The following is a 14,357-nucleotide window of genomic DNA, read 5'->3' as shown; positions in this document are numbered from 1 at the left end:
TTGTTACAGAAGGAAAGAAACTTCTCTACAGCGAAACTTTATCAATAACAAAAATCTATTAGGTGGTGATTCATTATGAAATTAGCTGTAATTGGTGGAGGTTACTTTGAACAAACAGATCATTTCCATATAAATCAACGACTTATAGAGGTAACTGGGAAACAATCTCCAAGAGTATTGTTTATCCCAACAGCAAGCAATGATGATGAAGAGTATATAAAAGACTTTAGAGAAACATTTGAAAAGCAGTTACAATGTGATGTTCACATTCTATGCTGCATAAAAGAATGTCCTAGCGAAGATAAAATAAGTGAAATGATCCATTTTGCGGACCTTATCTATCTAGGCGGAGGAAATTATATCAATATGCTTGAAAAGTGGAAGGAAAACAAAATAGATGAAAAGTTAATAGCTGCCTTGCACAATGAAACATTCATTGCAGGGTATAGCGCTGGTGCTATGTGCTGGTTTACAACCGGGCTTCGTTCTAATTATAAAGGAGATGGTTATGTAGAAAGCGATGGCTGGAATATAATAAATAAACATCTCTGTCCTCATTACAATCAGCCAGATAGAGCAACCGCCTTCCATCTATTCTTACAAAACCACGCACGTAACATCGAAGGAATCGCTTTAGAGGATAACTGTGCTTTATATATAACCGAAAATTCCTTTGAGATTATCGGAGATCCAGAGAAAGCTTGGGAATTCTATATGCATGATGGAACACTCATGAGACACCATTTCGATGTAACTTTAAAAAGTTATTTATGAGTACTCATATAAAATAAAAGTGTCCCTAAACTAGAAAGCCCAGGGACACTTTTATTTGTTTTCTATTTAACTAACAAGCCTCGCAATCCGTTTCTTCTGCCATGAAAATTTATAGTACGCGTATTGTAAAATTAAACTTACAATAAACGCTGCTGGATATCCAATCCATATACCTTCTATACCAAGATCCGTATGGTATGATAAGAAATAAGCAACCGGTACTTCCACAAGCCAAATCGATACAACACCGATAATAGTTGGCCATAGTACGGTTCCGCTCGCCCGCATCGTCGCACCAATAATTTGTGCATGACCGAAAATTAAATAACTCCAAAGCGTAATCATAACTAAACTATGCGCAATTTCAATTGTATCTGGATTTGTTAGGAACAGTGATAAAATCTCTCTTGAAAACATGTAAATTAGAGCGATTAATACACCACCGATAATATAGTTCAGCACAATCCCAGCTCGAACGACTTTCTGTAATCGATCGAATTGATTCGCACCAATGGATTGTGCAGCAAAAATAGATACAGTAATCCCAAGGCTAACTGCTGGCATTTGTACATAACTTGCGACTTGGTTCACGACTCCATAGGCTGCAGTCGCATCAGAACCGAAGCGATTTACAAATGCAATTACTGCAATTTCAGATAACGAAACTAAGATCATATTAATACTTGCAGGAATACCAAGGCGTAATAATAACTTTAATAATTCCCAATCCATACGAAGGTATTTTCGGACTGTTTCATCCAATTGCAATGGATGGTTTTTCTTCTTTAAATAAATAAGCATGACAACAAATGTTATAATTGTTGATATAACAGAGGCATAAGCAGCGCCATACACATCAAGCTTCGGCATTCCGAGCCAGCCAAAAATAAGAATAGGTAATAATATCATGTTCAGTACTGTACTAACAATCAAGAAATAAAATGGCGTTTTAGAATCTCCTGTACCTCGCATAAATGTTGTATATGCAAAATATAAGAATAAAACCGGCATGGAAATAAATAAAATACGTGCATAATGTACACTCATATCAATAATATTTTCCGGTGTCCCCATAAAGCGCATAATATCCATGGCAAATACATTTCCTACTACTGCCAAAACAACTCCTATGATAAACGTAAATGTAAGTGTTGTACCAACAATAGCCTTTAAACGCTCCTCATTACGCGCTCCAAAAGCCTGACCAATTAAAATGGAACTACCAGATCCGATTCCAATTACAAACGAAACAAGTAAGAAAAACAATGGAAAGAATGCTGAAATAGCAGCTAAATCTTGTTCACCAAGCCATCGTCCTACCACTACCATCCCAAACAACTGTCCAACTGATTGTAATACATTACTTAAAAGTAAGGGAACTAAAAACATGGACATTGATTTCCATATTGGCTTCCCTTCTTTTTGTTGATTTTGTGATTCTACACCTTCTTGAATATTATTTGCCGGTGATTTCAACTTTCATTTCTCCTTTTATTAAGAGATTGCTCGGTTGTACCCGCGCTCTCCATATGGCTGCAATTCCTCCAGCCACTTCTCTTCTAATTTTTTCAATTCTTCCTTAGCATTAAAATACCCAGTCTCTTTCTTTTTCAAGACTTCTAGCACTTCAAATTCAAAGGCATCTGCACCGTATTGCTTCCAGTCTTCTTGCAATGTTCTATTTGTATGAGAACCTACATTGAGTTCAAAACGTCTACCACTCATCGTCTTTAAATTCGTCGTACTCTCAATATACATTTTTTGGTTTTTTGTATTTGTAATACGATAAATACCTGCTTTAACCTCTATCTCTTTGTATCGTTGTTTTAATTCTGCTCTTCTATTCATTTTCCTTTCCCCTTCCTTATAACTTCACCCAATATTGACTTCCATCAGGCGTTCGATCTAAAAAACCATATTCAATTAAATACCTTCTTAAAGTTACAAAGTCTGGATATACACTTTCCAAAACTTCATTCACTTCTTTTTCTGTGTACTTTTCGTTACTATTAAATTTTTTTATTAAATGACGTAATATAATTAATTTACGTTTTTGTTTTTTCGGAAATTTTGCCAGTGGACCGTCTAATCCTTCTGTAAAATGCAACTTTAATACTTCATCATTTTCTTCTTCCGTAATATTGTACCGATCGTCCACCATCGTAGCTGTTCTATGAATAGGTACAAATTTAGATGGCACTTTTGATTTTTCTTCGGACAGTTCCATGAGTGCTAAAAATACTTTCGCTTGCTTCATCTTCTCACGCAATGTGAAGCGATGATTACGAATTGTCGATGTACTGCCCCCATCCATCTCTTTCACAATTTCTTTATCATTGAATCCCATGTAAAAAAATTGAACCATCTTCTTTTGCAAATCCGTTAAACCTGTATATTTTTTATCAAGGTTCAATAAATAATCAAACATAGACGTATGCTCATTTTGAATGTGTAATTGTACAAACTTCTCGGCTTCATATAAAACTTGATTGTCTTGATAAATTACACCTTTTATAAATGACTCCCCACAAGCTAAACAAATATATTCTTCTGCTTCTTCTTCAAACACATACCCTTTCTTTAATTCTTCGATTGACGCATCCCAAAACTTCTCTGAAATATCATTCATACTAAACAATCCTCCAAGTAGTTTATTATAAACACAAACAAATCACGATATCGTTTATTATCACTTCATCATCTTAACACAACTAAAATAAACATTTCAATATTTTGTTTATCCATTTTATAAACATTTTTAAAATCGTTTAGATAAAAAACAAATCCCTATTAAAGGAAAAATATCCCCATTTGAAAGTATTAGATAAACTCGCTAATAAATAGTATTAGCGGGTCTTTACTTATAAACAAAATATAGTTAACTTAATAAAAATGTACAATTCCTCACTTTAAACCTCCATATGCATATATTATAAATAATTAAGAAAGGAGGAATATAATGGAGAATACAGACAATAAACCTTATGTAAACACTGGACAAGGTGTATTTACATCATTAAAACTTCAGGCTGCTATAGATCAAGCTTTTCGAATCCCTGTATTTTTAAGTACTATAAATACGCTTAACCAACTACAACAACAATTTCTAGATCGATTGATTCTTGAAATTGAACAAGCTCTTCTTTTCCCACGTACAATCCCACGAAGTGATCAATACCCTGAGTCACCATTAACAAGTATACGACGAATGATTTTATCAAGTTATGGTTTAGTAGCAGTAAATTTCCAAATGTTTTTTGTGCAAGGAATTAGAACCAATGTAGGAGCATTTCAACCTCAAGATCCATTTTGGGAAGGAACTCCTTTTTCACAGATTGAACCTTCCATGGGGTATCAATATGGGCTTCCGTTATTATTAATTCGAGAAACAGGAACTGATGTTAACAGAGGAATTTGGCAATTAGGAAATGCTCCATTTTTAATTTTAGATTGGAATTCTGAAACACAATCCATAGATTCATTTTTTAATAGTGTTTCATGGAGGCAGTTTTTTGCAAACTGGACTGGTCATGTAAGAAATGGCTATTATCTTCAAACAGAACCACAGTTTAAATATTAACTTTTAATCTTCTTTTAGGACTAACTCTCTCTTTTGGTTAGTCTTTTTTCATTATTTCACCATAAAAAAAGCCAAAATTCTCAATTTAGAATCTTGGCTCTTCATTATTCATTAATGCTTATTCTTTCGGTGCAATCATTTTCTTCGGATCTACAATTTCATCGAACTGTTCTTCTGTTAATAATCCTGATTGTAATGCTGCTTCTTTTAACGTTAATCCCTCTTTATGAGCATGCTTCGCAATTTTCGCTGCATTTTCATATCCAATATGTGGATTTAATGCTGTAACTAGCATTAAAGAACGATTTACATTCTGGTTAATCACTTCTTCATTCGCTTCAATACCGACCGCACATTTATCATTGAACGAAATCGTCGCATCGGCTAATAAACGAGCTGATTGTAAGAAATTATATGCAATTACCGGTTTAAATACGTTTAACTCAAAGTTACCTTGGCTCGCTGCAAAGCCAATCGTTGCATCATTTCCCATAACTTGCGCTGCCACCATTGTTAATGCTTCACTTTGCGTTGGATTTACTTTACCCGGCATAATTGAACTTCCTGGCTCATTTGCAGGAATAATAATTTCACCAAGACCACTACGTGGACCACTTGCGAGCCAACGTACATCGTTTGCAATTTTCATTAAGTCAGCTGCTAATGCTTTTAATGCACCATGTGCAAACACAGCCTCATCATGACTTGTTAATGCATGAAACTTATTTGGCGCTGATACAAATTGCTTACCTGTAAACTGGCTAATTTCCTCTGCTACCATCTCACCAAATTTAGGATGAGCATTAATGCCTGTTCCAACTGCAGTACCACCAATCGCAAGTTCCTTCATATATGTATTGCTATCAGCAATCATACGCTCCGTTTTTTCTAGCATACGATGCCAACCACTAATTTCTTGCCCTAATGTTAAAGGTGTTGCATCTTGCAAATGCGTACGACCGATTTTAATAATATTTTGAAACTCATTTACTTTTTTCTCTAACGTTTCCTTTAATTTTATAATTGCTGGTAACACTTGATTTTCTACCGCGATCACGCAAGCAACGTGAAGCGCTGTTGGAAATGTGTCATTTGAACTTTGGGACATATTCACATCATCATTTGGATGAATATGTACATCAAGTCCTTTTTCTTTTAAAATTTGATTTCCTCGGTTTGCGATTACTTCATTCACATTCATATTCGATTGTGTTCCGCTACCCGTTTGCCATACAACAAGTGGGAAATGTTCATTCCATTTTCCTGCTAAAATTTCATCAACCGCTTCTACGATTGCATGAGCCTTCTCCTCGGATAACTTTCCTAACTTCTCGTTGCTAATTGCTGCACTCTTCTTTAAAATTGCAAATGCTTGCACAATTTCAAGTGGCATATGCTCCGTTCCAATCGGAAAGTTTTCTTTACTGCGTTGTGTTTGCGCTGCCCATAATTTATCAGCTGGAACTTTCATTTCTCCTAAAGTATCTCTTTCAATTCTGTACTCCATGTTTTCATCCCCTTGAAAATATAATTGCTACGTTTTTATTGTAACAGACTTCCCTTCAAATGATAAGGATTCTCACTCTTATTTACTCATAATTCTATATTTAAAAAATTATGTTTCAGATGGATCAGGTGATAAAAACCAACCGCAAACGCCAATCGCAATTAATACGATATAAAAAATAGCTTTCCACGTAACTGATTGAGGGAAATCCTTATCGATGATTCCAACCATAGGATGTGCTAACGTTGAAATAATAAGCTTCACACCAACCCACCCAACAATCATAAATGCCGCTGTTTCAAGACCAGGTCTTTCACGCAACAACTTCACAAAGTAGGTAGCTGCGAATCGCATAATAATTAAACCAGCCATTCCACCAGTTAAAATGACGAAAAATCTTCCTGCATCAAGACCACCTACCATCCCTTTATTTAGTGGTGTAATAGTTAAAGTAAGAGCCACTGCAGCTAAAATTGAATCAATCGCAAATGCAGTATCTGTAATCTCTACTTTCAGAACTGTTAACCAAAAACCACTTTTCTTTTTCGAAGTATGTTCTTCAATCTTTTTTCCCTGCTCTCCACGCTTTTCTCTTTGCCACTTCTTTTTTCGATATACTTTAACCAAACTTCTAGCAGAAAGAAACAATAAATAAATCGCACCAATCGCTTGCATCTGCCATACATTCACAAGAAATGAAATTAAAAATAATGATCCAAATCGAAATAGGAATGCTCCAAACAATCCATAAAACAATGCCTTTTTCCTATCATCTTCAGGTAAGTGCTTAACCATAATAGCAAGCACAAGAGCATTATCCGCCGATAAAACCCCTTCTAATGCGATAAGAATTAATATAATTCCCCCATACTCCAACAATAATGATTCGGCCATAGCTCTCCTCCTGTTTTTGATACTATATATTTTGCTTTCTCATAGGGGAAATATACGAATATCACCAGAAACGAAACAACCCGTAAGTTCGCATTGAACTTACGGGTTGACTTAATATTATAAGGTAAAAACATCTCTAATGAACCAATAATAGAGATAATTCTATATATTATGATGCCTGTTTTCCTTTTTTAGCATCATCAACATACCAGATGAATTTCCCTGTATATCCGTATATAACTGCTAGTGCTAATGATACGAAGCTCATCCACATGAATGGAATGTATGATAATGTTGCGACACCTAAAATACCAGCCATAAAGATACCATTATCAGACCATGGAACCATACCTGAAGTTAGCGTTCCACCTACCTCTGAATTACGTGCTAATATACGGCGATCAAGTTTTAATTTATCATAGCTGTCTTGCATAATTTTTGGTGTTAAAATAAGTGATACGTACATCGCACAGCCAAATACGTTTGCTAGGAAAGCAACAATTAATGTAGACAGCGTTACATTTCCTGCAGAGTTTAGTTTCTTCTCAAATTTTGATACAATTACTTTTAAAACACCTAGTTTTTCAAGTAACCCTCCGAAACCTAATCCAAAAATAATAACAGCTACTGAACCAAGCATACCATTGATTCCGCCGCGATTTAGCAACTTATCAATGAAATCCACACCTGATTCAATAGAGAAACCGTTATATGCTGTTCCAATTGCATCTCCAAAGTGCATACCTTGGAACAATGTTGCCCAAACTGCACCGAGAAGCGCACCCATCGCAATTGTTGGCATTGATGGTTTTTTCATTGCTAATAGTGCAATAACAATAACAGCTGGAACAAGCATCCATATTTTAATATCAAATTGCTTTAATAATGCCTCTTTTAAAAATTCAACTCTGTTTAAATCAACATTGTCTCCACCATACATCCAACCAGCAACTGTAAACATAATTCCGGTAATAATGTACGCTGGAACATCTAGTACAAGCATCGCACGAACGTGCGCAATAACATCTACTTTTGCCATTGAAGCAGCAAGTACTGTACTATCAGAAAGCGGAGATAACTTGTCCCCAAAGTATGCTCCTGAAAGTACTGCTCCGGCAACTAATGGAAGTGGTAAGCCAAGACCTTCACCGATTGCCATCATGGCAATACCAGCTGTACCAACTGTTCCCCACGATGTACCTGTTGCAATCGAAGTAATGGAACAAATAATTAATGTTGCTAATAAGAATATGCTCGGATGAATGAATTCTAATCCGTAGTAAATCAATGTCGGTACAACACCGCCAGCAATCCATGTTCCAATTAGTGCTCCTACAGCAACTAAGATGAGAATAGCTTCTAATCCGTTGGAAATTCCCTTTGTAATTGCATCTTGCAATTCTTGATAACGAAACCCTAGCCTTAGTCCAAGCGCAATTACTAAAAACCATGAAATAAATAGCGCTAATTGGATAGGCAAATTAAAGATCGTTTGAAAGGAAAAGACAACAGCAAGAAACAGTAATAAAAGAATAATGATTTCTGGAATCGATGGTAATCTTACACTTTTCATTTGCTTCTCTCCTTACAAGTCGATAACATGATGTATGTCGCCTAATATGTACTTTTGTATAAAATGCACACAAGCAAAATACAATTTTCACATTATTCCGATTTGTTTTTTTAGTATAATAAATATACACCTTTTCTATTGTAAAAGTAGAGCCGATATTTCGCAATGAAAATTATTAAAAAACCGTATTTTTATTTATACTTGCCTAAAAACAACCTAAAAGGCAAAAAAACTGCTGAACTAAATCGTTCAACAGTTTTGTGTTTTTTCTATCATTTCATTATATAGATATCCCCTTAATATATGAAAGAAAACCTCCATTAATGCACCAGGTCTTTTCTTTTAAAATCATACAAGCTTAATGCTAAAAAAATTGAAAAGTGTAAAACTAAAATTCCCACTCCTAAAAGTACACCATCATGATTTAAGATTTTCTCATGAAACTTTGTGTAACCAAAAATGTAATAAGAATTCAAGGATAGCCCTAAACTTCCGAATATATTCTGTTATTCTTTTTTAATTAATAATTTATATATATTTCTTTACGTCTTCTACCTTTATTCCTTAGCAGTACTAATAACTATTTCAAATTATCACTGCGGCAAAGCATCATACACATATGGGTCCTTCGGCGTTTCTATTTTTTCTGCTTTATTTAGTTTTACAAGTGGAAATAGCGTCCCTTTATATGTCGTTTCATCTAGTGTCCCTGTTACTTTCACCCATATTTCTTCTGGAAGATTTTTCACATCTTTACCTGAAACAATCATTCCCCAAACAGAAGCATCAGCAACACAACATGTAATTCCATAACGAGCAACTACTATTTCATCCCCCTTTACTTCTTTATCATGATAAACAAAACCCGTAAATGTGATTTCTTTCCCTTTAAATCCAAGCACATCTTGACCAATTACATTCATCGTTTGAATATAAGTTTCATTATTTACTTGAATTGTATTTTGCTTCATTAAGCTTTTTTCTAATTCTTCTTCCGACTGCTTTGGTTTAGGAAGTTTTTGAATGGGTTCTTCTTCTTGATCAACTAATATCTCTCTCCAGTCGGAATTTTTGGACTGTTGCTTCGCTCCTGCACTTTGATTCATACCACGATTTGCTGCTACGCTACCATCAATTGTTACATTAGAAAATAAAAAGGCACTTACAATTGGAATAAAAAATATTGCATATAACGTAAAAATTCCAATTTTTGATTTTGGCACGGTATGATTTTCGCAGCAATCACATTTTCTTTTTTTCTCCCCTTTCCCATTCCATACTTGTAAGCAACCTAAAATGAGCGAAAGAAAAAACGCGAAATAGATAAATTTTATCATTTTAGGTGCAATAAAATTAGCAATATTCCCTGTTACCAATAATTTGAACAAGAGCATTGCAAACCCAAGTAAAATAACACCTCGAATATATGCATGAAATTCTTGTTTACTTTGCTTTTTCATTATCATCATCTCCTAACTCATCGCAAACTGAACAACGATATATACACTCATCGTGACAATTCCAATAAAGAAGAAAACAAATCTTTTTTGAAAGTAAGCAAATAACATCAATGTATTTTTCAAATCTAACATCGGACCAAATACTAGAAAAGCAACGAGTGCTTTTACTGAAAATATATGACCAAATGATGCTGCGATAAATGCATCTGCTTCTGAACAAAGTGATAGTACATATCCAAATGCCATCATAACAAATGGTGAAATCACTTCACTATTTGCAACTTCTGCAAGCACATTACGATTTAAAAATGTCTGAAATAAACTGGCTAAGAACGCACCAATTAATAAATACTTGCCTGTATCAAAAAATTCATCCACGCCATGACTTATTACATCTCGCCAACTTTTTTTCTTCTCATCATGAGAAATGACCTTTTGCTCTTTCACAATGCTTTTATTGCGGTAAACATAATACATAACTAAACCTATCAATAACGCAACGAATAGAGCCAATCCAAAACGAGCATATACAATATGAAGATTTGTTCGAAATGCATAATACGTTGATAAAAACACAATTGGATTTAAAATTGGAGCACTTACTAAAATCACTATTCCTATATGCGTGGGTAAACCTTTCTGAATGAGACGTCTTACTACAGGAATGATGACGCACTCACACATAGGAAAAAGGGCACCAACAAATGCCGCAGGAATCATCGCAACAATTGCTGATTTTGGTAATATTTTTCGAATCATCTCCTCTGTCACAAACACTTGAATGACTGAAGAAACAAGAACTCCTAATAAAATAAAAGGTACTGCCTCAAAGAAAATACTTAAAAAAATTGTATTTACGTTCAGCCATTCTTTCGGAATACTCTTGTGTAAGTTTGATAAACTTGTAAAATCTACAAAAAATAATAAAAAAAGAAAGATTGCAATGAGGAACGTGCCAATTAACTCTTTTGAAATTCTATTAAAAACCAACTTCCCCGCCTCCATTTTATTCATATTTAAACGTATGCTTGTCCTCTTTTTCTATGACAACACCCAAACATTTTTCATACTTCATTTTTATTCACAAATCGGAACCATTATGATTTATTCTTGCATTTCTTTATAAAGTCATTTATCATAAAACGTAATCATTACGATTTAAAAGGAGGAATATACAATGAAAAAGGTACCCATTACCGTATTAAGTGGTTTTTTAGGTTCTGGAAAAACAACATTATTGAATCATATTTTGACAAATAGAGAGGGCTTAAAAGTAGCTGTCATTGTAAATGATATGAGCGAAGTAAATATTGATGCTGCTCTTGTGAAACAAGGAGGTTTTTCTCGTACAGAAGAAAAATTAGTAGAGATTCAAAACGGTTGCATTTGTTGCACACTTCGAGAAGATTTAATCATTGAAGTAAATCGTCTTGTTGAGGCAGGAGATATTGACTATATTGTGATTGAATCTTCTGGAATTAGTGAACCAATTCCTGTTGCACAAACATTTACATATATGGACGAAGAACTTAGCATTGATTTAACAAGTACATGTCGCCTTGATACAATGGTTACTGTAGTCGACTCCAATCGATTTTGGGATGACTTTGCTGCCGGGGAAAGTTTACTAGATCGAAAGCAAGCAATCGATGAAAGTGATACACGAGAAGTTATCGATCTACTAATAGATCAAATTGAGTTTGCAAATGTTATTCTTTTGAACAAAGTGGATTTACTAGAAAAAGAAGATATCCTCGAACTCCATCTTCTATTACAAAAATTAAATCCTAGTGCAAAAATTATTGAATCTTCATTTAGCACAGTACCACTAAATGAAATTTTAAATACGAATTTATTTAATTATGATGAAGCAAGTCAAGCAGCTGGTTGGATTCAAGAGTTAAATAATGATCACCATACGCCAGAAACAGAAGAATACGGCATTAGTTCCTTTGTTTATCGCCGCAAGCGTCCATTTCATCCTGTTCGACTTATGCATTGGTTAAAAAAATGGCCTTTGGATGTTGTAAGAGCGAAAGGCTTTTTTTGGCTCGCATCTCGTAATCATATGATGGGACTTTTATCTCAAGCTGGTTCTTCGATTACCATCCAGGGAGCTGGTGAATGGATTGCAGCATTACCAGAAGCTGAGCAGCAGCAAATACTTATAGAAGAGCCCGGAATACTAAAGAATTGGGATGAGCAGTACGGAGATCGAATAACAGAACTAGTCTTTATTGGAGTTGAAATGAATCAATATGAAATTGAACGTTCTTTAGATACGTGCTTATTAACCGAAGAAGAAATGAAACAGAATTGGGACAATTTTGTTGATCCAATTCCACCTTTCACCGTTGTATCATAATATAAAGTAAAAAAATAAGATGGTTTCCTTAAATGGTTATCATCTTATTTCAAATTATTTTTTAGGTTTATTTATTACATTCCCCCATATAATAAGTACAATTGTACTTATCACAACAAAAACCCCATAGCTAATCTCCGCAGCGTCACCAATTGCTTCTAATCCAAATGGCAAAAGAGCGGTAGCAATTCCTATTACATAAGAAAAAAACCCTGCTATTTTAGCAAGTTTTTTCTTATCTCCTATAAACGTCTCTTCTTGATATCCAGTAAGAAGAAATAACCTCTTTTTTATATGAGTTTGGTATCCTAGAATAATAATTAACATACCTACAAGAAAACAAATGATAAATCCGCCAATCATCAAATCCCCCCCTTTACAATATTTTATCATAATTACATCTAGCAGTTATTGTTTTAAATGTTTTAAATGTTTTAAAATTCCGTTTATTTTTTACATTACTTGTGATATATTGCATATTGTATTCAATATTCAAATTAAATTTCCTTTCCGAAAGGAGGATTTATCTATGGATTCAGGAAGATTGAAAGGCATTATTATGGTCATTACGGGGGCAAGTTTATGGGGATTATCTGGAACTGCTGCACAACAACTTTTTCAACAAGAAAATGTCTCTACAGAATGGTTAGTTACAATCCGCTTACTTATATCCGGAAGTATTCTGCTCTTATTCTCCTCATTTGGTAGTAAAAAATCAGAAGTATTCGGCATTTGGAAACAAAAGGCCGATGCAAACAAAATGATTCTGTTTGGATTGTTAGGAATGCTTGCAGTACAATACACCTATTTTGCATCTATTAAGGAAGGTAATGCTGCAGTTGCAACATTATTACAATATTTAGCGCCGATATTTATCACTGTTTACCTTATCTTTAAATGGAATATTCGTCCTACGAAAATCGATTTTATTTCTATCGCCCTCTCTTTAATCGGAACCTTTTTCTTACTAACGAATGGATCCATTGATAATTTGGCTGTTTCAACACCGGCTATCATTTGGGGTATTTTATCTGGTCTGTCACTAGCATTCTACAGCCTTTATTCAAAGGAATTATTAGAGAAATGGTCTTCATCTGTCATTGTTGGATGGAGCATGATTATTGGAGGAATTGGTGTAACCACCTTACACTTTTTATCCACGAACGAGTTTATTTTATTATCAGGCATGAAATATTTACAGCCTAACAACCTGTTTCTCATTGTATTCGTTGTGATTTTCGGAACACTCATCGCATTTTATTTATATTTAGACAGCATACGGTATCTTACACCAAAAGAAACTACATTATTTGGTTGTACAGAGCCACTAGCAGCTATCATTTCTTCGATTTTAATTTTGCATGTTCCGCTTCAATCATTTCAATTATTAGGCGCTCTTTGCGTTATTGTAATGGTACTTGTACTAAGCCAAAAACCAGATGAAGGAAAACCTAAATTACAACTTGTCGAGACAAAAAAGCAAAATATTAAATGAAAGGAAATATTTTATTATGCCTATTCCTCCAAACTATCGAAAGCAAGAAAGAGTATCCGCTAAGTCACTTGTGTTAAATCAATTACAGAATTGGATTATTGAAGGTGTTTTACAACCTGATGAAAAAATTAATGATGGAGAGCTAGCAGAAGCCTTAGGTGTCAGTAGAACACCCGTTAGAGAGGCGTTACAAGTCTTAGAGCTTTCGGGTCTAGTGGAGATGATCCCTGGTCAAAAAACGAAAATTTCTCCTATAAAATTAAAAGATGTATCTGTCATTTATGAAACGATCGCTGGCCTTCATACTATTATTGGAAAACAAGCAATTCATCAAATAAACGAAACTGACCTGATAAGACTTTCTGAAATAAACAAAGCGTTTCAAAATGCCATAGATGAAAAAAATTCAAAACAAGCATTACACTTAGATATACAATTTCATAATACAATCGTATCCATCGCTAAAAATACATATATCGAACCCTTCTTAGCAAACATACAACTTCATGTATTACGTCTTGAATACCTTTTTTTCCAGAACTTCATTCCTGCACGTCAATCGATTGAAGAACACAATTTAATCATCGAAGCATTAAAAAACCAGGATGCAGCACATATAGAACAAATCATGTCTCAAAACTGGCTACGGCCGATGAAAGAAATCCAAAAAATAATCTCTATGGAATAATGAAAAGAGCCGTTTACGTAT

The 14,357-nt window shown here is 34.4% G+C and carries 14 protein-coding genes; 5 read left to right on the top strand and 9 right to left on the bottom strand.

Annotation, left to right across the window (positions count from 1 at the left end; all coding sequences use genetic code 11):
* Window positions 1-75 precede the first annotated feature (75 nt).
* Window positions 76-774 carry a Type 1 glutamine amidotransferase-like domain-containing protein gene (locus KFD70_RS02345; RefSeq protein WP_336451898.1) on the top strand — a complete coding sequence of 233 codons (699 nt, stop codon included), beginning with the start codon at window positions 76-78 and terminating at the stop codon, window positions 772-774.
* Window positions 775-840: 66 nt separating this feature from the next.
* Here the strand turns inward: KFD70_RS02345 and KFD70_RS02340 are convergent, their stop codons facing one another.
* The 3 genes from KFD70_RS02340 to KFD70_RS02330 are packed head-to-tail and all read right to left on the bottom strand — an operon-like array spanning window position 841 to window position 3,403.
* Window positions 841-2,250, bottom strand: coding sequence for an MATE family efflux transporter (locus KFD70_RS02340; RefSeq protein WP_431612887.1), 1,410 nt, complete (start codon window positions 2,248-2,250; stop codon window positions 841-843).
* A gap of 18 nt (window positions 2,251-2,268) precedes the next feature.
* The gene (locus tag KFD70_RS02335) at window positions 2,269-2,622 is read right to left on the bottom strand and encodes a GIY-YIG nuclease family protein (protein WP_431612886.1); all 354 of its coding nucleotides are present in this window, start codon (window positions 2,620-2,622) and stop codon (window positions 2,269-2,271) included.
* Between the two features lie 16 nt (window positions 2,623-2,638).
* Window positions 2,639-3,403 carry a DUF2087 domain-containing protein gene (locus KFD70_RS02330; protein WP_336451895.1) on the bottom strand — a complete coding sequence of 255 codons (765 nt, stop codon included), beginning with the start codon at window positions 3,401-3,403 and terminating at the stop codon, window positions 2,639-2,641.
* 330 nt (window positions 3,404-3,733) lie between these two features.
* Here KFD70_RS02330 and KFD70_RS02325 point away from each other — a divergent pair, with 330 nt between their 5' ends.
* Window positions 3,734-4,354, top strand: a complete 621-nt coding sequence (locus KFD70_RS02325; RefSeq protein ID WP_336451894.1) for a hypothetical protein — start codon at window positions 3,734-3,736, stop codon at window positions 4,352-4,354.
* A gap of 118 nt (window positions 4,355-4,472) precedes the next feature.
* Here KFD70_RS02325 and fumC read toward each other — a convergent pair whose 3' ends face one another.
* The 5 genes from fumC to KFD70_RS02300 form a co-directional block, all read right to left on the bottom strand.
* On the bottom strand, window positions 4,473-5,861 hold the full coding sequence (fumC, locus tag KFD70_RS02320) for a class II fumarate hydratase (protein ID WP_336451893.1): 1,389 nt from the start codon (window positions 5,859-5,861) through the stop codon (window positions 4,473-4,475).
* A 108-nt stretch (window positions 5,862-5,969) separates the two neighbouring features.
* Window positions 5,970-6,755, bottom strand: coding sequence for a TerC family protein (locus tag KFD70_RS02315; protein ID WP_336451892.1), 786 nt, complete (start codon window positions 6,753-6,755; stop codon window positions 5,970-5,972).
* Between the two features lie 169 nt (window positions 6,756-6,924).
* Window positions 6,925-8,328: a Na+/H+ antiporter NhaC gene (nhaC, locus tag KFD70_RS02310; RefSeq protein ID WP_336451891.1), complete on the bottom strand. Its 1,404-nt coding sequence runs from the start codon at window positions 8,326-8,328 to the stop codon at window positions 6,925-6,927.
* A 593-nt stretch (window positions 8,329-8,921) separates the two neighbouring features.
* Window positions 8,922-9,788, bottom strand: coding sequence for a TIGR03943 family putative permease subunit (locus KFD70_RS02305; RefSeq protein WP_336451890.1), 867 nt, complete (start codon window positions 9,786-9,788; stop codon window positions 8,922-8,924).
* 12 nt (window positions 9,789-9,800) lie between these two features.
* Entirely contained in the window at window positions 9,801-10,793 is a 993-nt protein-coding gene (locus KFD70_RS02300) for a permease (protein WP_336451984.1), read from the bottom strand.
* A 172-nt stretch (window positions 10,794-10,965) separates the two neighbouring features.
* On the opposite strand from KFD70_RS02300, the gene KFD70_RS02295 reads away from it, so the two are divergent.
* Window positions 10,966-12,153, top strand: coding sequence for a GTP-binding protein (locus KFD70_RS02295; protein WP_336451889.1), 1,188 nt, complete (start codon window positions 10,966-10,968; stop codon window positions 12,151-12,153).
* Between the two features lie 54 nt (window positions 12,154-12,207).
* On the opposite strand, the gene KFD70_RS02290 is transcribed toward KFD70_RS02295, so the two are convergent.
* Window positions 12,208-12,516, bottom strand: a complete 309-nt coding sequence (locus KFD70_RS02290) for a DUF3784 domain-containing protein (RefSeq protein WP_336451888.1) — start codon at window positions 12,514-12,516, stop codon at window positions 12,208-12,210.
* A gap of 166 nt (window positions 12,517-12,682) precedes the next feature.
* Here KFD70_RS02290 and KFD70_RS02285 point away from each other — a divergent pair, with 166 nt between their 5' ends.
* Window positions 12,683-13,648, top strand: a complete 966-nt coding sequence (locus KFD70_RS02285; RefSeq protein WP_431612885.1) for a DMT family transporter — start codon at window positions 12,683-12,685, stop codon at window positions 13,646-13,648.
* A gap of 16 nt (window positions 13,649-13,664) precedes the next feature.
* Window positions 13,665-14,336, top strand: a complete 672-nt coding sequence (locus KFD70_RS02280; protein WP_336451886.1) for a GntR family transcriptional regulator — start codon at window positions 13,665-13,667, stop codon at window positions 14,334-14,336.
* The last annotated feature ends 21 nt before the right edge of the window (window positions 14,337-14,357 follow it).

This window comes from Bacillus pfraonensis, assembly GCF_050768835.1.
GTDB classification, from domain to species: Bacteria; Bacillota; Bacilli; order Bacillales; family Bacillaceae_G; genus Bacillus_A; species Bacillus_A pfraonensis.
Note: the sequence above shows the minus strand (reverse complement) of the source record. Positions and strands in the feature narration are given on the sequence as shown.

Bases quoted from the DNA above. Each gene is read 5' to 3' on its own strand.
- KFD70_RS02345 (WP_336451898.1), top strand. From the start codon at position 76: ATGAAATTAGCTGTAATTGGTGGAGGTTACTTTGAACAAACAGATCAT.
- KFD70_RS02335 (WP_431612886.1), bottom strand. From the start codon at position 2,622: ATGAATAGAAGAGCAGAATTAAAACAACGATACAAAGAGATAGAGGTT.
- KFD70_RS02330 (WP_336451895.1), bottom strand. From the start codon at position 3,403: ATGAATGATATTTCAGAGAAGTTTTGGGATGCGTCAATCGAAGAATTA.
- KFD70_RS02325 (WP_336451894.1), top strand. From the start codon at position 3,734: ATGGAGAATACAGACAATAAACCTTATGTAAACACTGGACAAGGTGTA.
- fumC (WP_336451893.1), bottom strand. From the start codon at position 5,861: ATGGAGTACAGAATTGAAAGAGATACTTTAGGAGAAATGAAAGTTCCA.
- KFD70_RS02315 (WP_336451892.1), bottom strand. From the start codon at position 6,755: ATGGCCGAATCATTATTGTTGGAGTATGGGGGAATTATATTAATTCTT.
- nhaC (WP_336451891.1), bottom strand. From the start codon at position 8,328: ATGAAAAGTGTAAGATTACCATCGATTCCAGAAATCATTATTCTTTTA.
- KFD70_RS02305 (WP_336451890.1), bottom strand. From the start codon at position 9,788: ATGAAAAAGCAAAGTAAACAAGAATTTCATGCATATATTCGAGGTGTT.
- KFD70_RS02300 (WP_336451984.1), bottom strand. From the start codon at position 10,793: ATGGAGGCGGGGAAGTTGGTTTTTAATAGAATTTCAAAAGAGTTAATT.
- KFD70_RS02295 (WP_336451889.1), top strand. From the start codon at position 10,966: ATGAAAAAGGTACCCATTACCGTATTAAGTGGTTTTTTAGGTTCTGGA.
- KFD70_RS02290 (WP_336451888.1), bottom strand. From the start codon at position 12,516: ATGATTGGCGGATTTATCATTTGTTTTCTTGTAGGTATGTTAATTATT.
- KFD70_RS02285 (WP_431612885.1), top strand. From the start codon at position 12,683: ATGGATTCAGGAAGATTGAAAGGCATTATTATGGTCATTACGGGGGCA.
- KFD70_RS02280 (WP_336451886.1), top strand. From the start codon at position 13,665: ATGCCTATTCCTCCAAACTATCGAAAGCAAGAAAGAGTATCCGCTAAG.